General features: G+C 71.1%; 20 protein-coding genes. 11 read left to right on the forward strand and 9 right to left on the reverse strand.

What is annotated here, in order from left to right; genetic code table 11:
- The first annotated feature begins 78 nt into the window (after positions 1 to 78).
- A complete protein-coding gene (locus tag ACIBI5_RS44955) occupies positions 79 to 798 on the forward strand; it encodes a PIG-L deacetylase family protein (RefSeq protein ID WP_397256541.1) in 720 nt (239 codons plus the stop codon).
- Between the two features lie 196 nt (positions 799 to 994).
- Here the strand turns inward: ACIBI5_RS44955 and ACIBI5_RS44960 are convergent, their stop codons facing one another.
- Genes ACIBI5_RS44960 through ACIBI5_RS44975 form a run of 4 tightly spaced genes read right to left on the reverse strand, consistent with a single transcriptional unit; the run spans position 995 to position 5,071 of the window.
- The gene (locus ACIBI5_RS44960; RefSeq protein WP_397256543.1) at positions 995 to 1,702 is read right to left on the reverse strand and encodes a CPBP family intramembrane glutamic endopeptidase; all 708 of its coding nucleotides are present in this window, start codon (positions 1,700 to 1,702) and stop codon (positions 995 to 997) included.
- Between the two features lie 9 nt (positions 1,703 to 1,711).
- Complete coding sequence (locus tag ACIBI5_RS44965; protein ID WP_379625099.1) at positions 1,712 to 1,969, reverse strand: WhiB family transcriptional regulator; 258 nt, start codon at positions 1,967 to 1,969, stop codon at positions 1,712 to 1,714.
- A 55-nt stretch (positions 1,970 to 2,024) separates the two neighbouring features.
- Positions 2,025 to 2,663: a neutral zinc metallopeptidase gene (locus ACIBI5_RS44970; RefSeq protein ID WP_397256545.1), complete on the reverse strand. Its 639-nt coding sequence runs from the start codon at positions 2,661 to 2,663 to the stop codon at positions 2,025 to 2,027.
- Positions 2,664 to 2,668: 5 nt separating this feature from the next.
- On the reverse strand, positions 2,669 to 5,071 hold the full coding sequence (locus ACIBI5_RS44975) for a BTAD domain-containing putative transcriptional regulator (RefSeq protein WP_397256547.1): 2,403 nt from the start codon (positions 5,069 to 5,071) through the stop codon (positions 2,669 to 2,671).
- 134 nt (positions 5,072 to 5,205) lie between these two features.
- On the opposite strand from ACIBI5_RS44975, the gene ACIBI5_RS44980 reads away from it, so the two are divergent.
- Positions 5,206 to 6,156 carry a helix-turn-helix domain-containing protein gene (locus ACIBI5_RS44980; RefSeq protein ID WP_397256549.1) on the forward strand — a complete coding sequence of 317 codons (951 nt, stop codon included), beginning with the start codon at positions 5,206 to 5,208 and terminating at the stop codon, positions 6,154 to 6,156.
- Here the strand turns inward: ACIBI5_RS44980 and ACIBI5_RS44985 are convergent.
- The 3 genes from ACIBI5_RS44985 to ACIBI5_RS44995 form a co-directional block, all read right to left on the reverse strand.
- The gene (locus tag ACIBI5_RS44985) at positions 6,153 to 7,523 is read right to left on the reverse strand and encodes a glutamate--cysteine ligase (RefSeq protein ID WP_397256551.1); all 1,371 of its coding nucleotides are present in this window, start codon (positions 7,521 to 7,523) and stop codon (positions 6,153 to 6,155) included. The two genes, ACIBI5_RS44980 and ACIBI5_RS44985, sit on opposite strands and share 4 nt — an antisense overlap.
- Positions 7,524 to 7,973: 450 nt before the next feature.
- Complete coding sequence (locus ACIBI5_RS44990; protein ID WP_379625110.1) at positions 7,974 to 8,606, reverse strand: response regulator; 633 nt, start codon at positions 8,604 to 8,606, stop codon at positions 7,974 to 7,976.
- Entirely contained in the window at positions 8,599 to 9,813 is a 1,215-nt protein-coding gene (locus ACIBI5_RS44995; protein WP_397256553.1) for a PspC domain-containing protein, read from the reverse strand. Before ACIBI5_RS44995 ends, ACIBI5_RS44990 begins: the two co-directional genes overlap by 8 nt.
- A gap of 114 nt (positions 9,814 to 9,927) precedes the next feature.
- On the opposite strand from ACIBI5_RS44995, the gene ACIBI5_RS45000 reads away from it, so the two are divergent.
- The 9 genes from ACIBI5_RS45000 to ACIBI5_RS45040 all read left to right on the forward strand — a co-directional run bounded on the left by ACIBI5_RS45000 (position 9,928) and on the right by ACIBI5_RS45040 (position 20,832).
- Positions 9,928 to 11,673 carry a PspC domain-containing protein gene (locus ACIBI5_RS45000; protein WP_397256555.1) on the forward strand — a complete coding sequence of 582 codons (1,746 nt, stop codon included), beginning with the start codon at positions 9,928 to 9,930 and terminating at the stop codon, positions 11,671 to 11,673.
- A complete protein-coding gene (locus ACIBI5_RS45005) occupies positions 11,663 to 11,866 on the forward strand; it encodes a hypothetical protein (protein ID WP_397256557.1) in 204 nt (67 codons plus the stop codon). The genes ACIBI5_RS45000 and ACIBI5_RS45005 overlap by 11 nt, the downstream gene beginning before the upstream one ends.
- A gap of 69 nt (positions 11,867 to 11,935) precedes the next feature.
- Positions 11,936 to 12,412, forward strand: coding sequence for a (2Fe-2S)-binding protein (locus tag ACIBI5_RS45010; RefSeq protein ID WP_397256559.1), 477 nt, complete (start codon positions 11,936 to 11,938; stop codon positions 12,410 to 12,412).
- On the forward strand, positions 12,409 to 14,724 hold the full coding sequence (locus ACIBI5_RS45015) for a xanthine dehydrogenase family protein molybdopterin-binding subunit (RefSeq protein WP_397256561.1): 2,316 nt from the start codon (positions 12,409 to 12,411) through the stop codon (positions 14,722 to 14,724). Before ACIBI5_RS45010 ends, ACIBI5_RS45015 begins: the two co-directional genes overlap by 4 nt.
- Positions 14,721 to 15,575, forward strand: coding sequence for an FAD binding domain-containing protein (locus tag ACIBI5_RS45020; protein ID WP_397256563.1), 855 nt, complete (start codon positions 14,721 to 14,723; stop codon positions 15,573 to 15,575). Before ACIBI5_RS45015 ends, ACIBI5_RS45020 begins: the two co-directional genes overlap by 4 nt.
- 66 nt (positions 15,576 to 15,641) lie before the next feature.
- Entirely contained in the window at positions 15,642 to 16,349 is a 708-nt protein-coding gene (locus tag ACIBI5_RS45025; protein ID WP_397256564.1) for an SRPBCC family protein, read from the forward strand.
- A gap of 102 nt (positions 16,350 to 16,451) precedes the next feature.
- A complete protein-coding gene (locus tag ACIBI5_RS45030; protein WP_397256566.1) occupies positions 16,452 to 19,121 on the forward strand; it encodes a CDP-glycerol glycerophosphotransferase family protein in 2,670 nt (889 codons plus the stop codon).
- Positions 19,118 to 20,179 carry a glycosyltransferase gene (locus ACIBI5_RS45035; RefSeq protein WP_397256568.1) on the forward strand — a complete coding sequence of 354 codons (1,062 nt, stop codon included), beginning with the start codon at positions 19,118 to 19,120 and terminating at the stop codon, positions 20,177 to 20,179. Before ACIBI5_RS45030 ends, ACIBI5_RS45035 begins: the two co-directional genes overlap by 4 nt.
- Before the next feature lie 32 nt (positions 20,180 to 20,211).
- Positions 20,212 to 20,832 carry a Uma2 family endonuclease gene (locus ACIBI5_RS45040; RefSeq protein ID WP_397256570.1) on the forward strand — a complete coding sequence of 207 codons (621 nt, stop codon included), beginning with the start codon at positions 20,212 to 20,214 and terminating at the stop codon, positions 20,830 to 20,832.
- A gap of 40 nt (positions 20,833 to 20,872) precedes the next feature.
- Here the strand turns inward: ACIBI5_RS45040 and ACIBI5_RS45045 are convergent, their stop codons facing one another.
- Positions 20,873 to 21,916, reverse strand: coding sequence for a sulfotransferase family protein (locus ACIBI5_RS45045; protein WP_397256572.1), 1,044 nt, complete (start codon positions 21,914 to 21,916; stop codon positions 20,873 to 20,875).
- A 21-nt stretch (positions 21,917 to 21,937) separates the two neighbouring features.
- Positions 21,938 to 22,732 carry a CDP-alcohol phosphatidyltransferase family protein gene (locus ACIBI5_RS45050; RefSeq protein ID WP_397256574.1) on the reverse strand — a complete coding sequence of 265 codons (795 nt, stop codon included), beginning with the start codon at positions 22,730 to 22,732 and terminating at the stop codon, positions 21,938 to 21,940.
- Between the last annotated feature and the right edge of the window lie 11 nt (positions 22,733 to 22,743).

Consider the following 22,743-nt stretch of genomic DNA (forward strand, 5'->3'; position numbering starts at 1 on the left):
CCCCACCGACAATCGTGACTCGGAATGCCGACTGGGGCCCTCTGGTTGTGCCCAAGGAGATATCGGAAAGGGGACGCCATGCTGGCGGAGAACCAGGTCAACAGGGTGCTGGTGGTCACCGCGCACCCGGACGACGCGGATTTCGGCGCGGCCGGAACGGTGGCGCTCATGGTCGATCGGGGCGTCGAGGTCACCTACCTGCTCGTCACCGACGGCGACGCGGGCGGCAACGAGCGCGCCCAGGACAACGCCGGCATGGCCGAACTGCGCCGCTCCGAGCAGACCGCCGCCGCCAAGGCGGTGGGCGTGACCGACGTGCGCTTCCTCGGCTACTCCGACGGCACCGTCGTGCCGTCCCTGGAACTGCGGCGCGACATCGCCCGGGTGATCCGGCAGGTACGCCCGGACCTGGTCATCACCCACCATCCCGACCGTAACTACGAGTTCATCGCGCCGAGCCACCCGGACCACCGCGCCGTCGGCGGGGCCACGCTGGACGCCGTCTACCCCGACGCGCGCAACCCGTACGCCTTCCCCGAGCTGCTGCGCGACGAGGGCCTGACGGAGTGGACGGTGCGGGAGGTGTGGCTCAACGGCGGCTCCACCCCGAACCACTGGGTCGACATCACCGACTCCCTGGACCGCAAGGTGGCGGCGCTGCTGTCGCATGTGAGCCAGGTGTCGCACCGTGAGGGGTTCGAGGCTTTCGTCCGCGACCGCTTCCTCCAGAACGGCGCCACCGCCGGCCTCCCCACCGGCCGCTCCGCCGAGTCCTTCCAGATCGTCCCCACCGCCTAAAACCCCTTCCATCCTTTACGGCGCAGCCACCCCCACCCCCACCCACCCCACATGGCTGAGGGCCTCCAGGGAGACGCTTCTGCCCCCGCACAGGGCCGGGCACCGTAACGACGCCCCCTTACCCACCCGACCGGGAACACCCCGGGCACAACTACCCGGCCAGAGCAGAGTCTCAGGAAAAGGGGTGGGCGGGTTGTCAGGTGGTGGGTGTTTCCGGGGCGGTCGGGAGGCGGGTCGACAGGCGGGCGAACAGGTAGCCCAGGGAGTTGGTCGCCAGGTGGAGGAGCACCGGGGCGGCCAGGCCCGCGTGGCGGCGGAGTTCGCAGAAGGCCACGCCCGCCACCCCCGTCGACACCACGCTGCCCGCCACCACCCGTGCCGTGTCGAGGTGGCTGGGGGACTCGGCGGCGGTCAGGGCGCCCAGGGCCGGGTTGGCCTTGGCCATGTCGATCGACGGCAGGATGTGCCACAGGCCGAACACGGCGGAGGATCCGGCCGTCGCGGCGGCGGTGCCGTGGCGGCGGCGCAGGGCGGCGTACAGGACGCCGCGGAAGCCGACCTCCTCCAGCAGCACGGTGCCGAACGGGACCTGCACCAGCGCCTCTTCGAGGACCCTGGCGCGGGTCAGGGACAGGGCGCGGTCGTCGTGGAACAGGGGGCGGGTCCTCGGGTGGGAGATGCCCGCGGTGTAGACGACGGCCACCGCCGCGAACAGGACCCCACCGGCCACGGCGCCCTTGCGGCCGTGCTGGAAGCCGAGCTCCTCCCAGGTCAGCCCGGACCTGCGGGCCATCGCGACCAGCGCGGCGGTGGCGGCGGCGGAGGTGACGGGGCCGAGGCGGGGGGCGATCCGGTTGTTGAGGATGTTGGCCGCGGTGAGCACGGCGAGGGAACGTAGCAGCACCCCTGCAGGCTAACTGGCGGCCGGACTGTGCCAGCCCGCGGGAAAGCGGGCGCGACGGCGCTCGTCCGGCGTCATCCCGCCCCAGATCCCCTCGGACTCACCGGCGCTCAGCGCGTAGTCCCGGCACTGGTCGAGCACCTGGCACCCGGCGCAGACGGCCTTGGCCCGCGCCTCCTGCTCGGGGCCCGGCGCGAGCGGGAAGAACAGCTCAGGATCGCTGGTACGGCAGGCTCCCCTGCGCAGCCAGCTGATCTCTCCCAACGGCATGGCACCACGCTAGACCGGGTCGGCGCCGGCGCGCATCATCCCGCGGGCGTACTTCTCAGCAGCCGCCTACTCCATCGCGGTATCCGACGGCGAAGGAGGCTTGGCGCTGCTCGGCCGTACCGTGTGCCTGGGGGTTGAACCAGTCCTCGTCGGGGTCGCCGGCGGCGGCGAGGTTGAGCAGGAGCTCTTCCTCGTCACCGGGTTCGGCGCGGAGGGCGCCGGACTTCACCAGGGCCGCCAGGGTGCCGCCGGCGTAGCAGTCCGCCTGGAGTTCCTGCTGCACGTTGAGCTGGAACGACGTTTCGAGCTGCGCCTGCACGGCATGCCCGAACTCATGCGGGATGATCAAATACACGGAACCATCGCCCATCTCCTCCCACAGGCCGCGCATCCACCGGGCGTCGTAGGCGATGAAGTGGCCGGCCGGGCAGTAGAAGGCGTTGTTCGGCACGGACGGCTGCCCGCCGCACCTCGGCCCGCCCTCGCCCTCGTAGGCCACGAACTCCGTGACCGGCCGGTACGTCCGGCCCAGCGCGGCGAACTGCTGCTTCCAGTACTCCTCGCTCAGCACCCGGGCCGAGTTCACGTCGTCCTCGAAGGTGTCCTTGCCGGTGGCGTCCATGGACGGGGCGCGGACCAGGCCGCAGGCGGTCAGCAGCGCCAGCAGCACGACGAGCGCGAGGGGACGCTTCACGTGGTTCACAATGCCCAAGTGTGCCCGGGTTCACTCTGCGGATTGGCCGCCAGTGCCAATCTCAGGCATTCGGCCAGATCGTCGAGGTGGCCGGCGCCTTCCAGGAAGCGGGCGAGGGCGACGGCCAGGCGGCAGCAGTGCTCCGCGCGGCCTTCCGCCGCGGCCTGCCGTACGGCGGAGACGAGGCCGGGGCGTTCGCTCTCGAACCAGTCGGCGGGGTCGCCGACGGCGACGCCCTTCGGCGACCAGCGCCCTTCCGGCGGGCCGCTCCCGCCGCCGAACCGCAGCCCGTTGGCCTGGTCGGCGAGCACGAGCCAGCCGTCGAGCAGCCGTCCCAGCGCCTCGGCCCGCTCGCCGCCGCCTGCCCCCTCGTCGCCGCCGGCCCGCCGAGCGGCGAACGCGCGGACGACGTCCTGCAGCCGGTAGCGCGCTGGGCCGGTGCGTTCCAGCAGTTTGGCCTCCACCAGGCGTTCCGCCAGCTCTTCCGCTTCGGCGAGGTCGGCGTCCAGGAGCGCGGCGCAGACCCAGGGCGCGAAGTCGGGGGCCTCGACCAGGCCGGTCAGCCGCAGCAGCCGCTGCGCGGCCTCGGGCAGCCCGGCGTATCCCAGGCCGAGCACCTCGGCGGCCGGCCAGCCCAGGGCCGAGGCCGCCTCGGAGTCCTGTCGCTCGGATCGCCGCTCGCGATCGGGGTGCTCATGGTGCGGGTGCTCGCGTTCCGGCTGCTCGGGGCGCGGCTGCTCGGGGCGTGGGTCTCGGTGGATCGCGTGGCCGGACAGGCGGTCGGCCATCCAGCTCACCCGCAGCCGGGGCTCGGCGGCCAGGCGGGCAGCGGCCACGCGGATGGCCAGGGGTGAGCCGCCGCAGTGCCGTACCAGATCGCGCGCCGCGGCGACCTCGGCCGCCACGCGGCCCGCGCCCGCGATCTTGGCGAGCAGCGTCATCGCGGGGCCGCTCTCCAGCGGCGCGAGCTCGACGAGCGAGAGGCCGGCGCGGGGCGTGCTCGGGCGGCTCTGGCGTACCCCGAAGCCGGACATCCCCGCCCAGGCCGGCCAGATCGGCCGGGCCGGGAGGGGCCCGGACCCGGGCGGTCCGGCGGTCGCGTCGCCCAGACCGGAGCGGAAGGCCCCCTCCGCCATTCCTCCCGGTTCCGAGCGAAACGCCTCATCCGCCAGACCTCCGAGCCCGGGCAGAACGGAGCCCGCCGACATCCCGCCCAACCCCGGCAGCCGGGAGCCGCCGGTCAGCTCGTCGAGGCCGGAGCGACTGGTGATGAGCACCGCGCAGCGCGGGGCCTCGGGCAGGAGCGGGCGGGCCTGCGCGGCGTCGGCCACGTCGTCGAGCACGATCAGCGCCCGCCGCCCGGCGAGCTTGTTGCGGTAGAGCTCGGCGCGTTCCTCGATCCCGTCGGGCACCGCGTGCCCGGGTACACCCAGCCGCCGCAGGAACCCGGCCAGCACCTCGGCGGGCCCGCTGCCGCGCAGGCTCGCGAAGAGCTGGCCGTCGGGGTAGCGGCTGCTGACGCGGTGGGCGACGTGCACGGCGAGCGCGGTCTTGCCGATGCCCGCCTCCCCCGACACGACGGCTCCGGCCTCGCGGCTCAGCAGCGCGGCCAGCGCGCCGGTCTCCTCCTCGCGCCCGGTGAAGTCGGGCAGGTCGGCGGGCAGGCGGCCGGGCCGTTCCGGGACGCCCGCCTCGCCGCGCAGGATCGCCGCCTCGATCTCCAGCAGCCGCTCGCCGGGCTCGAAGCGGGCGCGGGCGCCTTCCAGAGCGATCAGCGCCTCGTGCTCGCGGCCGCACCGGTAGAGGGCGATCACCAACTGCCCCCACATACGCTCGCGCAGCGGGTGCCGCGCGACGAGCACGGCCAGTTCGTCCGCGACGGCCACGTGCTTGCCGAGTCGCAGCTCCAGGTCCAGGCAGTCCTCGAGTACGGCGAGGCGGCGCTCGTCGAGCCGTTCGACCTCTCCGGTCAGCGGCCCGAGCTCGATCCCGTCGAACGCGGGCCCGCGCCACAACGCCAGCGCCGAGCGGTAGCACCTGCTCGCCTTCCAGACGTGCCCTGCCCCCGCGAGGGCACGTCCTTCGTCGGCCCGCGCCAGGAACGCGAGCATGTCCAGCTGATCGTCGGCGACCCTGAGGAGGTAGCCTCCGGGGGTCGTCACGATCGTCTTCGGGGACAGCCCGACGTCGGTCATGAGCCTGCGCAGACGTCCCACGCAGTTCTGGGCCTGCCGCCGTGCGGTGGGTGGCGGCCGCTCGCCCCAGGCCAGCCTGACGATGGTGCCGATCGAGACCACCTGGTTGGCGCGCAGCAGCAGCAGAGCGAGGAGCTCCCGCTGACGCGGTCCGGGGGGCTGCGCCAGCCGTTCACCCAACGTGATCTCGAGCGGGCCGAGAACGCGGAACATGGCGCTCAGCCTCACCCATCGCCCCCGCCCCGGTCACCCTCTTTCGACCAGAACCGAAAGACCCTGCTTATGACACCGATATGACGAAATTTCTGGTCATAATGGCGGCACGATCCACCGAAGAGGCCGGTCGCATGTTACGCATTCACTTCACCGGGGACGACCTCGCTCGTACCCGCCTGGCGTCCTCCGCCGATCCGCTCTGGGAGACGGTCTTCAGTCTCCATCGCCTGTACGGCCGGCGGGGCCGTACCTTCTTCGCCGACTGGCTCACGCAGGTGGCCCCACGCCTGTCCGCCGAACCGCTGGGCGGGCTGCGTTCGCTGGCGCCGCCCCGGCCCTACTTCCCCGACTTCCTCACGCCCGGCAACGGGGGCACGCTCGACGACGGGCTCGACAGCCTGCTGTCCACGCCGGGCACCAGGGTCAGGGACGAGGTTTCCAGGCTGCCGGGCCGTACCGGCTGGGCCAGGGACCTCGCGCGCGCCGACGCGCAGGCGATGGACGAGGTCGCCGGCGCGCTGCGCTCCCTGCACCGGATCACCGTCGCCCCCTACTGGGCCCAGGTGCGCAACCACGTCGCCGCCGACCACGCGCGGCGGCTGCGCGCCTTCCACTCCGGCGGCGTCGAGGCGGTCCTGTACAGCCTGCGGCCGATCATGCGCTGGCAGCCGCCGGTCCTGCACGTGGAGTACCCGGTCGACAGGGACCTGCATCTGGGCGGGCGGGGGTTGCTGCTGATCCCGTCGTGGTTCTGCTGGGGCACGCCGGTCAGCCTCGCCGACCCCGGCCTGCCGCCGGTGCTCGTCTACCCCGTGGAGCACCGGGGCGCGTGGCTGCTGCCCTCGGGCGACGCGGCGGACGACGCGGTCTCCGGGCTGCTCGGCCCCACGCGCGCGGCGGTTCTGCGCGCCACCAGGAGCGCGCGCTCCACGACCCAGCTCGCCCGGCTGCTGCACATCTCCCCCTCCTCGGCCAGCCAGCACGCCTCGATCCTGCGGGCGGCCGGCCTGATCACCAGCAGCCGCGAGGAGAACTCCGTCATGCACACGATCACCGAACTGGGCGAGAGCCTGCTCACCTAGACGGACCAGGTGTGGACGGGCTCGTTGGTGTGCATGCGCTCGATGTACTCCAGCGTCATCCTGCGCAGCGCCTCGTGCCGGTCGCCGCCGATCGCCTCGACCTTCTCCACCTGCCACGTGGCGCCCGTACGCCCGGTCAGGCAGCGACCCTCGATGACCCCCAGCAGCCGCTCGGCGACCGCCTTGTCCACGCCCCAGCGTTCGAGCCCCTCATGGGCCATCGGCAGCAGGCGGCGCAGGATCAGCTCGACCGCCGGCACCTCCCCCGCGCCGGGCCAGTAGAGGCGGGCGTCGATGCCGTGCCGGGCGGCGGTGTTGAGGTTGTCCTCGGCCGCGGCGAACGACATCTGGCTCCAGATCGGCCGCTCCGCATAAGGCAGGACGGCCATCATGCCGTAGTAGAAGGCGGCGTTGGCGGCGACGTCGAGGACCGTGGGGCCCGCGGGCAGCACCCTGTTCTCGACGCGCAGGTGCGGGGTGCCGCCGACCACGGCGTAGACGGGCCGGTTCCAGCGGTAGATGGTGCCGTTGTGCAGGGTCAGCTCGGGCAGGTGCGGGATGAGGCCGCGTTCCAGCAGTTCGCGCGGGTCCTCGTGCTCGACCAGCGGCAGCAGGGCCGGGAAGTAGCGGACGTTCTCCTCGAACAGGTCGAACACGCTGGTGATCCACCGCTCGCCGAACCACACCCGCGGCCGCACGCCCTGCTCCTTCAGCTCGGCCGGGCGCGTGTCCGTGGCCTGCTCGAAGAGGCTGATCCTGGTCTCGCGGTGCAGCTCCTTGCCGAAGAGGTACGGCGAGTTCGCCGCCACGGCCACCTGCGCGCCGGCGATGGCCTGGGCGGCGTTCCAGTGGGCGGCGAAGGCCTCGGGGCTGACCTGGAGGTGGAGCTGGACGCTGGTGCAGGCGGCCTCGGGCGCCACGCTGTCGGCATGGGTGTCGAGCCGTTCGACGCCCTCGATGAGCAGGTGCAGGTCCTCGCCCCTGGCCGCGAAGATCTGCTCGTTGAGCAGGCGGAAGCGCGGGTTGGCCGACAGCGTGCCCTCGCCGATGTCCTGCTCGCGCAGGGTCGGAAGGATGCCGATCAGGACCAGGTGGCCGCCCTCCGACCGGGCTCTGGACTCGGCGTGGTTGAGGCGGGAGCGCACGTCGTTCTCCAGGGCGAGGGCGCCCTCGCCGTCAAGCCCCTGGGGTTCGATGTTGATCTCGATGTTGAACTGGCCCAGTTCCGTGGCCCAGTCGGGCTGGGCGATGGCGGCCAGGACCTGCGCGTTGCGCATGGCGGCCTCGCCGTGTTCGTCGACGATGTTGAGCTCGATCTCCAGCCCGGCGAGGGGGCGTTCAAGCTCGAAGCGGGATTCGCGCAGCATCTGGGCGAAAACATCCAGACATCGCCGTACTTTTTCCCGATATGTCCTACGGTCTTCCCGGCTGAACACGACGACTGGCACGTCCCTGCCCATACCTCGAAATGTCGCACGATCTAGCCTCAAACACCAGCCCACCCCCCGGCAGCACCGCGCCCCACGGCCTCCACCCGGCATGCGCCGCCCCACCCACCGGCTCCCACCTTCGGGCTTCCACCGCCGGGTTACGGCCCGTGGCTCTCGCGCCGCGAACCCCGGAAGCCGCCGCGGGTTCCGCTCGTCAGGCCGGCGCGCCACAGGCCACACCGCCCGGCGCCACGCGATCCGCCCATGGGTTGCCGCCGCATCCGGTGCCGCCTCGTCCGGTTGGATTTCGCCCTTCGCGGCCATCGCCCCGTGGTGTCCCGCCCCGCGGGTCACCGGCTCGGGCGCCTGGCCGGCGGCGGCGTGGGGTCAGACCAGGCGGCGGGCGGTGGCCCAGCGGGAGAGTTCGTGGCGGTTGGACAACTGCAGCTTGCGCAGCACCGAGGACACGTGCGTCTCCACGGTCTTCACCGAGATGAACAACTCCTTGGCGATCTCCTTGTACGCGTACCCGCGCGCGATCAGCCGGAGCACCTCCCGCTCCCTCTGGGTCAGCGAGTCAAGCTCGGGGTCGATGGGCGGCGCCTCGGAGGAGGCGAAGGCGTCCAGGACGAATCCGGCCAGCCGGGGCGAGAAGACGGCGTCGCCCTCGGAGACGCGGCGGATGGCGTCGGTCAGCTCCTTGCCGCTGATGTTCTTGGTGACGTAACCGCGGGCGCCGCCCCTGATGACGCCGATGACGTCCTCGGCGGCGTCGGAGACGGACAGGGCGAGGAACCGCACCTGGCCGCCCGAGCCGAGCACGCGGCGTAGGACCTCCTGGCCGCCGCCGCCCGGCATGTGGACGTCGAGCAGCACGACGTCGGGCTCCATGTCGGCGATCGCCTTGACCGCCGAGTCGACGTCCTCGGCCTCGCCGATGACCTGGATCGAGTCGCCCAGCTCGGCCCGCACGCCGGAGCGGAACAGCCTGTGGTCGTCGACGATCAGGACCTTAATCACGCTTCGCCACCTTCATCGTCAACATCACCTCTGTGCCCTCACCCGGCTCGGTACGTACCCTGGCGCTGCCACCGTGCCGTTCCATTCTGCCGATGATGGACTCCCTGATGCCCATCCGGTCGAGCGGCACCTCGTCCAGATCGAAGCCCTTACCCCGATCCTTCACGAAAACGGTGACTTCTTCACCCTCCACTTCCGCGTAAACGGAGATGGACTGGCTCTCAGAGTATTTGGCGGCGTTGACCATCGCCTGCCTGGAGGCCTTCAGGAGGGCGGCGAGCTTGCCCTCGGCGTCGATGTCGATGTCGCCGACGCAGACCACCTCGATCTGGACGCCGTGCGCGTCCTCCTCCTCGGCCGCGATCCTGCGTACGGCGGCGGCCAGCGTGGCGTCGGCGTCCTGTTTGGGCTGGTAGAGCCAGTTGCGCAGCTCGCGTTCCTGCGAACGGGCGAGCCTGGCGACCTCGCGCGGGTCGTGGGCGACGCGCTGGATGAGCGTGAGCGTGTGGAGCACCGAATCGTGGACCATCGCCGCCATCTCGGCCCGCTCCTCCTGCCGGATGCGCTCCCGCCGTTCAAGCTGGAGCTCTTTCCACAGGCCGGCCAGCCAGGGCGCGACGATCACCACGAGCCCGACGACCACCACGACCGTGAACAGCAGGCCTGGCGTGGCGTCCTGCAGCTCGTCCTGGGCGACGAGGAAGCCGACGCCGCCCGCGACCACGAGGACGACGCCGATCAGCGTGCGGACCCGGTTCTTGCGAATGCTCTTGGTGCCGCCCGCGACCCATTCCCTGCGGCGGTCGGGGTCGGCCTGCTGCCAGAGGATCAGCGCGCCGATGCCGCCGATCGCGAACGGGATCATGCCGATGCCGCCCTGCGAGGCGCCGCTGATCCAGCCGAAGGCGAACAGCGCCACCCCGATCGCGACGAACGCCGCGAGCTGGCTCCAGTCGCGCGCGGGAGGCGGTCCCTCGTACTCCTCCCGAGGGGTCACCATCCACAGAACGGCATAGGCCACCGCGCCCACGCCGTCCACGACGGACAGCAGCACGAACGCCAGCCGGATGACCACGGGATCCAGCTTCAGCTGGTCGGCCAGCGCGTGCGCGACGCCGCCGACGAGGCGGCCCTCCATACGCCGGCGCATGCGGCGATAGGGCGCCTCGGCGGTGCCGGGCTCTGCGAGAGTCTTCTGGTCAGCCATAACACCGACATAGTCACATGTCGGCGGGGGTGCGGGCATCAGGGAACAACCCCCAGGGTCGGCTCAGGGGTGTCCCGGATGCGAGCGCGCGCGGGTGCCGTCACGATGGAGTACATGACGGAAGCTCCATCGAACGAGGCCCGGGTCCTGCGCCGCAGCGGCGAAGGGCGCATCCTGACCGGGGTGTGCGCCGGGCTGGGCAGGCACACGGGGATCGATCCGGTGGTGTTCCGGGTCGGGTTCGCGATCCTGCTGTTCGGCTCCGGTGTCGGATTCTTCCTCTACATCGCGGCTTTCATGCTGATGAAGGACACGCGCGGCCTGCCCGGCATGATCGAGCACTGGACCCGGCGTGACTTCGACGGCGAGGCCGTGCTGGCGATGATGACCGCGGTGCTGGCCTTCGGGCTCGGCATCAACCTGACCACGGTCTGGCTGGCCACCGGCACGCTGGTGGTCGGCCTGGTGCTGGTCATCTCGCTGCTGACCGCGCATGCCAACGGGGTGGACCTGCTCGCGCTGGCGCGTTCGATGCCGGAACGGCTGAGCCGCAGGCAGACCGCCTCGCCCCAGCCCACTCCGCCGGTGCCGCCGCCCTACAGCCGCCCGGAGCCGGGCCGGTCGATGGTGAACGTGGCGTTCGCGGCCGAGGCGGCGGCTCCGCCGTACACGCCGCAAAGGCCTTATACCCCGCAGAAGCCCTACACCCCGGACAACGCGGAAGGCTCCCCGGAGGCGGCGGACGGCACGCCGACCCGCGAGCAGCCCGCGACCGGGCAAGAGCCCATGGCCGGGGAAGGGCCTGTGACCAGCCACGAGCCCGTCACCAGGCAAGAGCCGCCCACCCGCGAAGAGCCCGTCTCACCGGACGAGCCCACCACGCACCACGAGTCCGTCGAAGAGCCGCCCACCCGCGAGGAGCCGATCCGCTACGGCGAGCCGCTCCCCGAGGAGCCCCGTGAGCACCGGCCCCCGCGCGTCCACGCGGCGCAGGACCGGCCGCGGACCCGCGAGGAGGCGATGATGCGCGTCGAGGCGATGATGCGTGAGAAGCGCGCCGCCCGCATGGCCGGCGGCGAGCGGGTGAGCCCGCTGCCCGCGGAGGGCGTGCCGTCCATCCCGCACCGCGAGCCGTTCGCTCCGCACGGCCCCTACCAGCCACTGGACCCGGCCAAGCGGGCCGGGTACTCCCCCTACGACCCCGCCCTGTACGGCAGGCCGGTCCCGCCGCCGACGAAGAAGAAGCGGCCACGCTCCTTCATCGGCGTGATCACCGTGCTCCTGGCACTCATCATTGGAGGGATCCTCGTGGCTGTCCAATCAGGGTCGGCCCAAGGCGTGAACCCGACCACCGTCGGCGCGGCGGTGCTCATCACGATCGGCGCCGGACTGCTGGTCGCGGCCTGGTGGGGACGTGGAGCGGGCCTGGTGGCCCTGGGCACTCTGGTGGCGGTCGTCATCGCCAGCGGCCTGATCGTCGGCGGCCTGCCCAAACGGGTCGGCGACTACGACTGGACCCCGCTGACGATGGCGGAGGCCAGCAGAAACTACGACGTGGGCGTGGGCGAGGGCCGGCTCGACCTGTCCGAGCTGAAGCTGGATCCGGGCGCGACGGCGGAGTTCAACGCCTCGGTCTCGGTCGGCGAGCTGATGGTGATCGTGCCACCCTCGGCGCGGGTGGAGGTGCACGCGACGGCGAAGGTCGGCGACATCACGATCGACCAGTCGCTGCGCGGCGGCGTGGACGTGGAGTTCGACAAGATACTGGCCCCGGAGACGCCGCCGAAGGGCGCGGTCTCGACGATCGTGCTGAACCTGCGCGGCGGCATGGGCGATGTGGAGGTCCGGCGTGCGGCGTGATGTGGACAGGCCGCGCCAGTTGCACAGGACCGACTGGATGGCGTTGCTCAGCGGCCTGCTGTTCGTGGTGCTGGGCATTCTGCTGGCGACCGATTCGATCACGGACGCGGCGGTGCTGGTGGCACTGATGGTGGTCGGGCTAGGTTTTGCGGGGCTGGTGGCAGTCGTCGCGAGGATCACTCGCCGTAAGTGACCCTTGACCGGGACAAACACGGGCGTACGTTGGCGAGTGTCCGCCTTGCCCCCCTGAGAGGGAGGACGTATGCCCCGTATCACCGTCACCGTCGACGACATCGCGTACGAGGAGGAAGTCGAGCCGCGGCTCCTTCTCGTCCATCTGCTGAGAGACCGGCTAGGCAAGACCGGGACCCCGATCGGCTGCGACACCAGCAACTGCGGCGCCTGCACGGTGCTCCTGGACGGCAAGTCCGTCAAGAGCTGCTCCGTGCTCGCGGTCCAGGCCGACGGGTCCGCGATCACCACCATCGAGGGCCTGGCCGCCAACGGGACGCTGCACCCCATGCAGCGCGCCTTCCACGAGGAACACGCCCTGCAGTGCGGTTACTGCACGCCCGGCATGGTCATGGCCGCCATCGACATGCTGCGCGACGACCCGGAGCCGTCGGAGGAGTCCATCAGGCACGGCCTGGAGGGCAACCTCTGCCGCTGCACCGGTTACTGCAACATCGTCAAGGCGGTACGGCGGGGCGCGCAGGACATGGCGGTGAAGACGCCATGACCGAGGTGGGCACGGCCAGGCGGCGCAAGGAGGACACGCGCCTGCTCACCGGCCGTACGCAGTGGACCGACAACATGCAGCTGCCCGGGATGGCCTACGTGGCGTTCCTGCGCAGCCCGATGGCGCACGCGCGGATCACCAGGGTCGACGTGTCCGCGGCCCGCGGCCTGCCGGGCGTGATCGGCGCCTACGCCGGCGCGGACTTCGCGCAGGAGCAGGGCAGCCTGCCGTGCGCGTGGCCGGTCAGCGAGGACGTCGTCATCCCCGACCATCCGCCGATGGCCCTGTCCGAGGTGCGCTACGTGGGCGAGGCGGTCGCCTGCGTGGTGGCGACCGACCGCTACAAGGCGGCCGACGCCCTGGACGCGATCGAGGTCGACTACGAGCCGCTGCCGCCGGTGCTCGACATGAACGACGCGCTGGCCGAGGGCAGCCCGAAGGTGCACGAGGCGGGCAACCAGGCGTTCACCTGGAAGTTCGCCCAGGGCGACATCGACGCCGCGCTGCGGGACGCGCCGGTGCTGATCGACCGCACCTACATCCAGCAGCGGCTCATCCCGACCGCGATGGAGCCCCGGGCGGTCATGGCCGCCACGGACGGGGAGAGCTTCACGCTGTGGAGCGCCACCCAGATCCCGCACATCCTGCGGGTGATGCTGGCGCTGACGACCGGCATCCCCGAGCACAAGCTGCGGGTGGTCGCCCCCGACGTGGGCGGCGGGTTCGGCTCGAAGCTCCAGGTCACCGCGGAAGAGGTGCTCTGCCTGCTGCTGACGAGGAAGACCGGCAGGCCGGTCAAGTGGACCGAGTCGCGCTCGGAGGGCAACCTGACCGTGCACCACGGCCGCGACCAGATCCAGCACGTCACGCTGGCCGCCGAGGCCGACGGCCGCATCCGCGGGCTGCGGGTGGAGCTGCTGGCCGACATGGGCGCGTACCTGATGCTGGTGACGCCGGGCGTGCCGCTGCTCGGGGCGTTCATGTACAACTCGATCTACAAGATGGACGCCTACGACTTCGGCTGCACCGGCGTCTTCACCACCAAGATGCCCACCGACGCCTACCGGGGCGCCGGGCGGCCGGAGGCGACGTACGCGATCGAGCGGGTCATGGACGAACTGGCCGCCGAGCTCAACCTGGACCCGATCGAGGTGCGCAGGCGCAACTGGATCAGGCACGAGGAGTTCCCGTACACCACGATCGCCACGCTGACCTACGACTCGGGCAACTACGAGGCGGCCACCGACAAGGCCCTGTCGTTGTTCGGCTACGACAAGCTCAGGGCGGAACAGGCCGACCGCCGCGACCGCGGCGATCCGGTGCAGCTCGGCATCGGGGTGTCCACGTACACCGAGATGTGCGGCATCGCGCCGAGCCGGATGCTGGGCTCGCTCAGGTACGGCGCGGGCGGCTGGGAGCACGGCTCGGTCCGCATGCTGCCGACCGGGAAGGTCGAGGTCGTCACCGGTTCGTCGCCGCACGGCCAGGGTCATGAGACGGCGTGGAGCCAGATCGTGGCCGACGCGCTCGGCGTGCCGTTCGACGACATTTCGGTTGTCCACGGCGACACGGCCATCTCTCACAAGGGCATGGACACCTACGGCTCGCGCTCGCTGGTCGTCGGCGGCATGGCCGTGCTGGCGGCGTGCGAGAAGGTCAAGGAGAAGGCGAAGAGGATCGCGGCGCACGTGCTGGAGTGCGCGCCCGACGACGTCGAGTTCAGCGAGGGCACGTTCAGGGTGCGCGGCACCGAGAGCGGCAAGACCATCCAGGAGCTGTCGCTGGCCACGTTCGCGGCCCACGACCTGCCGGACGGGGTCGAGCCCAGGCTGGACGCCGACGCCACCGTCGACCCGGAGAACTTCTCCTACCCGCACGGCACCCACCTGTGCGCGATCGAGGTCGACACCGAGACCGGCATGACGAAGATCCGCTCCTATGTGGCCGTGGACGACGTCGGCAAGGTGGTCAACCCGCTGATCGTCGAGGGCCAGGTGCACGGCGGCATCGCGCAGGGCGTGGCGCAGGCGCTGTACGAGGAGGCCGTCTACGACGCCGAGGGCAACCTGCTGACCTCGACGATGGCCGACTACCTGGTGCCGTCGGCGGCGGACCTGCCGACGTTCGTCACCGACCGCACGGAGACGCCGGCCACGTCCAACCCGCTCGGCGTGAAGGGCGTCGGCGAGGCCGGCACGATCGCCTCCACGCCGGCCGTCGTCAACGCCATCGTGGACGCGCTGCGCCCGCGGGGCGTCCACGACGTCCAGATGCCCTGTACGCCCGAGCGAATCTGGAGGGCACTGTCATGATCCCCGCGCAGTTCGACTACCTGCGCCCGGCGACGCTGGAGGAGGCCTGCCAGGCCCTGGCCGCGGACGACGAGGCGAAGGTGCTGGCCGGCGGGCAGTCGCTGCTGCCGCTGCTGCGCCTGCGCCTGGCGTACCCGACCACGCTCGTGGACATCGGCCGCCTGCCGGGCCTCACGGGCGTGCACGACCGCGGTGACCACGTCTTCATCGGCGCGCTCGCGACGCACGACGAGGTCCTGCGCTCGCCCGTGGTCCGCGCGGGCTGCCCGCTGGTGGCGCTGGCCGCGACCACGGTCGCCGATCCCGCGGTACGGCACCGCGGCACCTTCGGCGGTTCCCTGGCTCACGCCGACCCGGCGGGCGACCTGCCCGCGGTGGTGCTGGCGCTGGACGGGGTCCTGGTGGCCAGGTCGGCGCAGGGCGAGCGGGAGATCCCCGCCGCCGACTTCTTCGCCGACTACCTGGAGACGACGCTGGAGGCCGGCGAGATCCTGGTCGGCGTCAAGATCCCCAAGCTGGCCGGCGAGTGGGGCTTCCACTACGAGAAGTTCCGCCGCACGGTTCAGGCGTGGGCGATCGTCGGGGTGGCCGTGGCCGTGCGGCGCTCCAACGGCTCGATCCAGGAGGCCAGGATCGGCCTGAGCAACATGGGCGCGACCCCGCTGCGTGCCCGCGCGGCGGAGAGCGCCCTGCAGGGCGTGGAGCTCGGCGAGGCCGTACGGCAGGCCTGCGAGGAGGCGTCGGCCGACACCGCGCCGCCGGCCGACCTGCACGCGCAGCCGGACTACCGCCGGCACCTGGCCAGGGTCCTGACCCACCGCGCGGTCAGGACGGCGGCGGGAACTCCGTAGGCCCTTCGGGGGCGCCCCTTCCGGGGTGCCCCCTTTCCGGCGTAATGTCGCAAACAGGAGGCGTCGATGGCGATGCGGTTCGAGCACGAGTTCACGGTTCCGGTCCCGGTGGAGCAGGCGTGGGCGGTGCTTCTCGACGTCGAACGGGTGGCCCCCTGCCTGCCCGGCGCGGCGCTCGACCTCGTCGAGAGCGACGAGTTCACCGGCAGGATGAAGGTGAAGGTCGGCCCGATCACCGTGACCTACCGGGGCACGGCCCGCTTCGAGGACGTCGACAAGGACGCCCACACGCTCGCGCTCAAGGCGTCGGGCAAGGAGGCCAGGGGCTCGGGCACCGCCTCCGCCACGGTCGTCGCCAAGCTGACCCCGGCCGGCTCGTCGACCGCGGTGAGCGTGGAGACGACGTTCAACGTGACGGGGCGGCCGGCGCAGTTCGGCAAGGGCGTGATGGCCGAGGTCGGGGCGAAGCTGATCGACCGGTTCGCGGCCAACCTGGCGGAGCTGCTGGCCGAGCCGGGGGTGGAGGCGGCAGCCGTACCGGGGAGTGCCGTGAGCGATGACGAGGAGCGGCACCTGAGCGCGGTCCCCGACCCGGCGGGGGTCGCGGACGCGCACCCGAGCGGGACGCTGCGCACCTCGCGCACGGCCGACGAGGAGGCTCTGGACCTTCTGGAGGTCGCGGGAGCGCCGCTGCTGAAGCGGGTCGCGCCGCTCGTGGGCGGGGTCGCGCTGGTGGCGCTGATCATCTGGCTGATCAGGCGTTTTTTGCGGTAGTTAAGGCGAGATCAGCGGTAAAAACACCATCAAGTCCGGACACATCACCCGAAGAGGGGGAATGCCTGAACCCGAGCGTTCGACTTCTCGGGGGAGATGGGCATGCCGGACTGCACCGTTGTCATCATCACCTTCAACGATGCCGAGCGGGTGCCCAGGGCCGTGCGCTCCGTGCTCAGGCAGACCCTGCGCGACATCGAGGTGATCGTCGTCGACGACGCCAGCACCGACGGGACCGCGCGCGTCATGGGCGCCTTCGAACGCGCCGACCCCCGGGTGCGCTACCTGCGGCGCGAGCTCAACAGCGGCGGCTGCGGGGCCCCGCGCAACGACGGCATCGACGCCGCGTCCGCCCCGTACCTCATGTTCCTGGACAGCGACGACGAGCTGCCCAGGCACGCCTGCAAAAGCCTGCTGACCGAGATCGAACGCACCGGCGCCGACTTCGTCTCCGGCCAGATCTCCCGCTACTACGAGCCCAGCGGGCGGCTGGAACGCTACTACCCGCGCCTGTTCGCCCGCCGCCGCATCGTGAACGGCATCGCCGAGGACCCCGAGCTGTTCCTCGACTCCTTCAGCACCAACAAGCTCTACGACGTCACGTTCCTGCGCCGCAACGCGCTGCGCTTCCCCGAGGACATCCACTACGAGGACCACGTCTTCGCCACCGAGCTCTACGCGACCTCCCGGCGCTTCGCGGTCGTCCCCTGGGTGATCTACCACTGGCACCGCGCGGCGGAACACACCTCCATCTCCCTGAGCATCAAGGAGATGGACAACGTACGGCACCGCATGATCGCCGCCCAGCGCAGCGACAAGATCCTGCGCGACCACGGGCGCGAGGACCTGCTCCCCGAACGCCAGCACCGCTTCCTGCGCCAGGACCTTCGCGTCTACCTCAACCCGCTGCCCGCCCGCGACCTGGTGTGGGTCAAGGAGTTCGCCGCGGTCGTCCGCCCCTACCTGGCGACGATCCCGCACGAGGTCATCGACCGGATCGAGCCGATGGCCAGGGTCTGCTGCCACCTGATACTCGACGACCGCATCGACGACCTGCGGGTCGCGGTCCGCTCGCTCACCGGCGCCGCCGCGCCGCCGCGCGCCGCGATCCGGCACGAGGGCCGCACCTACTGGGGCACCACGCTCACCCCCGGCATGGACATCACCCGCCTGCGCCTGGCCGAACTGCCCTTCAGCGCCGCGCGGCTGCGCCACGAGGTCACCGAGATCGCCGCGGACGCCGGCAGGGTCGCGATGACCGTCCACACCTACGACCCTTTCGGCGCGCTGCCCACCGAATGGAGCGCCTTCCTGACCTACGGCGGGCACCGCTTCCCCATCCACCCGCATCCCAGCGGCGACGGCTACGTCAGCGAGATCGTCTTCACCCCCGAGGGCAAGGGCGACCCGCGCATCGGCTTCACCCGCGAGCGCGACGGACACACCACCACCGACCGGCTCCTGGTCGACCCGAACCTGGAGCCGATCCCGCTCAACGGCTACACCGTCCAGGCCGCGGGCTCGTCCGCCTTCCTCCGCGTCACCGCCCCGTCCGTCCGGCGCAGGCTGGCCGGCAAGATCAAACGCGAGGTCCTCTCCCGGGTGAGCACCCCGGCCATGAAGCTGCGCGTCTACAAGGCGCTGATCAAAGTCGTGCCGCGGCGTAAGGACCTGGCGCTCTTCGAGTCCGACTGCGGCAAGGGCTACACCGGCTCCCCCCGCGCCATCTACGAGGAGCTGCGCCGCCGGGAGCTGCCGATCGGGGTGATCTGGTCGGTGGCCCGCGGCAGGAAGAACTTCCCCGAGGACGCCGGTCTGGTCCGCCGGATGAGCTGGCGCTACATCTGGATCATGGCCCGCGCGGGCATCTGGGTGGACAGTCACGGCTTCCCCCTCGACTACCCCAAGCCGCGCGGCACCCGCTACCTGCAGACCTGGCACGGCCAGGGCATCAAGTCGATCGGCTTCGACGCGCCCGACCTGCGCGCCGACTTCGCCGGCCCGCGCGACCAGTGGCGGGCCGCCGTCGCCCGCTGGGACGCGCTGATCGCGCCGAGCGCCGAGTTCACGCGGGTCTTCGTCCCGTCCAACGGCTACACCGGCCCGCTCTTCCGGTACGGCACGCCCCGCTGCGACGCCCTGGTCCGCGGCGAACCGGTGCCCCGGGTCTGGGAGGAGCTCGAACTACCCCCCGACAAGAAGATCCTGCTCTACGCCCCGACCTACCGCGACACCGCCAAGAGCAGCGGCAGGTCCGTCCGCGTCGACCTGGAGGCGATGGCGGAAGAGCTGGCCGACGACTGGGTGATGATCCTGCGCACCCACCCGGTGGAGCGGTACCACGTCCCCCAGCACGTACGCCACTTCGTCCGCCCGGCCGGCGCCTACCCGGAGATCAACGACCTGATGCTGGCCTCCGACGCGCTGCTGACCGACTACTCCTCCGTCATGTGCGACTACGCGGTGACCGGCCGGCCGATGCTGTTCTACATCGACGACTGGGACCAATACCGCCTGGCCGAGCGCGGCGTCTACCACGACCTGCCGTCGATCGCCCCCGGGCCCTGCCTGACCAGCACCCAGGACGTCATCACCTGCCTTCGGGCGCTGCCCGCCGTACACACGTCGTTCTCGGAGAAGTACGCGGCCTTCCGCGAGCTGTGGTGCGCCGACGAGCGCGGCAACGCCTCGGCCCGGGTCGTCCAGGACTTCTTCGCGGTGCCGCTCGAGCAGCCCGTCACCGACCGGTCCGTGGTCTGGGGGACGCGGTGAGCATCGTCTTCGCGTGCATGGACGCCGACACGTTGGGCGGCATCCAGCAGGTCACCCACACGCTCGCGCAGGGCCTGGCCGTACGCGGCCACGACGTGCACGTCATCGGCCTGCATCGGTCCACCACGCCCTTCCGCTACGTGGCCGAGCCGCGCTACCGCAAGCATGTCGTCGGCCGCGGCCCCATGGGGCCCGAGGGCCGCCTGGCCCGCCGCGCCGCCGACCGCCGGCTGCGCGCCGTCTTCGAGTCGATGACGCCCGGCTTCGCCGTGCTGACCTCGCCCGGCGTGGTCACCCGCCTGGTCCCGATGCTGCCCCGCCGCCTGCGCCCGATCGGGCAGTACCACGGCTCGTACGAGCACGCCCGCGGCTCCTGGCACCTGGGCTCCATCCGCAGGCACTACCCCGATCTCGACCAGGCCGTCTTCCTGAGCGAGGACGACGCCTGGCTGTTCTCCGAGCACGCGCTGCTGCCGAACACCTGGTCGCTGCCCAACCCGCTGGCCGCCTGGCCGGCGCGGACCTCTCCGCTGACCAACCCCAGGGTCCTGGGCGTGGGCCGGCTGGAGGGCGTCAAGCGCTTCGACCGCCTGATCAGCGCGTTCGCCCGGACCGGCGAACCTGAGTGGGAACTCCACCTGCTGGGCGACGGCGCCGAGGAGTCGCGCCTGCGCGCCCACGCCGAACGCGAGGGCGTCGCCGACCGCGTCGTCTTCCGCGGCAGGGTGCCGGCCGCGCAGATGCCGGCCGAGTACATGAACGCCGCCGTCCTGGCCCTGACCAGCGAGCACGAGGGCCTGCCCGTCGTCCTGCTGGAGGCGGCCGCGCACGGAGTCCCGTCGGTGGCCTTCGACGTGTCGGGCGGCGTCCGGTCGACCGGCCCGGAGCTGGTCCCGGCGGGTGACGTGCGGAAATTCGCCGCCGCGCTGTCCGACCTCATGTCCTCGCCTGACGAGCGCCGCCGCCTGGGCGCCGCCGCCCGCGCCAGAGCCGCCGCCTTCCGCCTCGACCACATTCTGGACGGCTGGGAAACCCTCTTCACCCACATCGCGCGCTAGGCTTTCGCCAGGTTCACGAGCGGGAGTTGCCGATGCATGTTGGACCAAGCCACGCCGCACAACTGGACACCCTCGACGCGTACTTGGCCCTGGATGAGGAGACTCGCCGGGACATCGAGGTTGTCGACGGCGTCGCCGCGACGCGCGAGCAGCGAAGCCGCGGGCACCAGAAGACGGGACGCCGACTGGCCGAGGCCCTGGAGAACGGCATCGAGAAGCACCGCCGCTCGTTGTCACGGTCGGAGAAAGCGCCATGCGTGGATGTGAACACGGAGATCGAGGTCATCCTGTGGGATGTCCCGCTCCGCCTCAGAAAGCCTGACGTGGTGGTGCATACATGTCTGGAACCCGGCGAGTGGCTCCGGGCGGAAGACGTCATCATCGCTGTCGAGGTGCTCTCGCCCCACTCTCAAGCTCGTGACCGGATCCACAAGGCGGGCGAGTATGCCAAGGCGGGTATTCCGCACTACCTGATCGTCCAGTTCGATGATCAGGGTGCCGTCTCCATAGAGCACCACATTCTGATCGGCGGCGGCCCGTACTCCAAGAGCAAGACCACGCACCGCGACGTGGACGCGCTGGCGCTGAGCATGACGACGCCGTTCGTTCTCGACATCGACTGGTTGCAACTCGACATCGCGCCCATCGCCTGACCCGGTACGGCGGAGCGGCTCCGCCGTACCGGGGAGAAGGTCAGACGCGTTCGGTCAGCGGGGCCTCCGCGCGCTGCTGCGGGATGCCGGCCAGGGCGCGCTGGCCCGAGGTGAGCAGGGCGGCGACCGGGCTGGGCTCGCGCAGGCGGTTGATGCGGTCGCGCATGCCCTTGCGCATGCGTGAGGCCCTGCGCTTCTGCATGGTCTTCTGGAAGGCCAGCACGTGCTCCTTCGCCGCCTTCTCGGTGCCGCTGAGCTCGTAGCCCATGGACTCCAGGCGCTCGCCGAGCACCTGCTCGCACAGCGCGATCTCCCAGTCCTCCAGGCGGGTGGACCAGCTGCCGACGCGGGACTTGGTGACCTCGCCGTGCGTGTTGCTGTGCCACACCTTGTGGACGGGGACCGCCACCTGGGCGGCCTCGCGCGGCGAGAGCATCGCCTGGTCGAAGTCCTCCTCCAGGAAGTGGCAGAGCTTCTTCATCTCGGTGGCCGGGTCCTCGGTGAGGTCCTCGTAGCGCAGCTCGTAGTAGCTGTCCTCGGGCATCGACTTGCGCAGCTTCGCCCCGGCGTCCATGGCCTCGGCCCAGGTGGAGACGGCGTGGAAGGAGTCCAGCGTGTACCAGGGCATCTCCTTCAGCGACGACACGCAGTCGCGGCCGTCCCTGATGAGGTGGACGAACTGGGCGTCGGGGAACAGACGCAGGAGCAGGTCGACCTGCTTGACGTAGCTGGGCCGCTTGTCGCCCCAGCGGGCCTTGCCGAACCGGTCGGCGTACATGCGGAAGGCGGTGCCGATGACCGAGCCGAGTGAGCCGGGCCCGTCGGCGGACTCCTGGACGTAGTCGTCCTTGTCGATCTTCAGCTCGCGGAACTTGGTGTTCTTGTCGGTCGCGATCCACTGCGCCAGCGCCTGCCGCGCCGAGGCGACCCGCAGGTCCCCGAAAACGCGGCGCCGGTAGTAGGCCGGCACCAGGAAGCGGGTCTCCGGCGGCACCGCGATCCGCGGGTGCGAATGCAGCATGAGCTGCAGCATCGTGGTCCCTGAACGTGGACACCCGATGACGAATATCGGCCGATCCGACATAGCTTCGATACCCCCGAAAACTTAGACGAGAACGTGCTCTCGGCTCTCCTGGGAGGACACGACGGCGAAGCGCCGCGCGAAGAGCCACATGCGATACACCAGGAAGATCTCGTTGACCAGCAGCAGCACGCTGGCGGCTGCCGAGACCGGGATGAGCGCCGCCGCTCCGATGAGGGGCGCGACCACGAACACGGCGGCGTGGAACTCGATTCCGCTGATGAGATGGGAGCGCACCCGCCTGCGCGCCAGGTACTTGTTGAGCCTGCGCATGAACGACGGGTGGCGCGCGGGCCGGACGACAACCTCCTCGGACACCGTGGGCTTGGGCGGCATGCCCTCCCTGATCGCCTCACGGACTCGCTTCATCTGCGGCGCGTTCACGTACCTGAACAGATCCAGGACGGCCACCGCCGCCCCCAGCACGATGAACTCGACGTTGTGCGTGAGCATGTACTGCCCGATGGCCAGCCCGGTGGCGCAGAACACCACCCGGACCCGGTCCCCCACGTAGTCGAGCCACAGGCCGAAGGGCGTCCCCGTGCCCTTCAGCCGGGCGATCTTCCCGTCGACGCAGTCGATCATGAAGCTGAGGTAGAACACGACCGCCCCCGCGGCCAGTTCGTCAACCGCGAAGCAGGCCGCCGACACCAGGCCGAGGACCAGCGAGAAGACCGTGAGCGCGTTGGGTGTGACGCTCGTGCGGTTGGCGACGGTCAGCGCGACCCGGCAGGCGACCGGGTCCACGAAGTACACGGTCCACCAGGAGTCTCTCCGCTTGCGTGTCGCGTAGACGTCATCGAGCGAATAGGTCCTCATGGATTCCAGCA

The sequence above is a fragment of the Nonomuraea sp. NPDC050540 genome (assembly GCF_044457485.1).
GTDB lineage: Bacteria > Actinomycetota > Actinomycetes > Streptosporangiales > Streptosporangiaceae > Nonomuraea.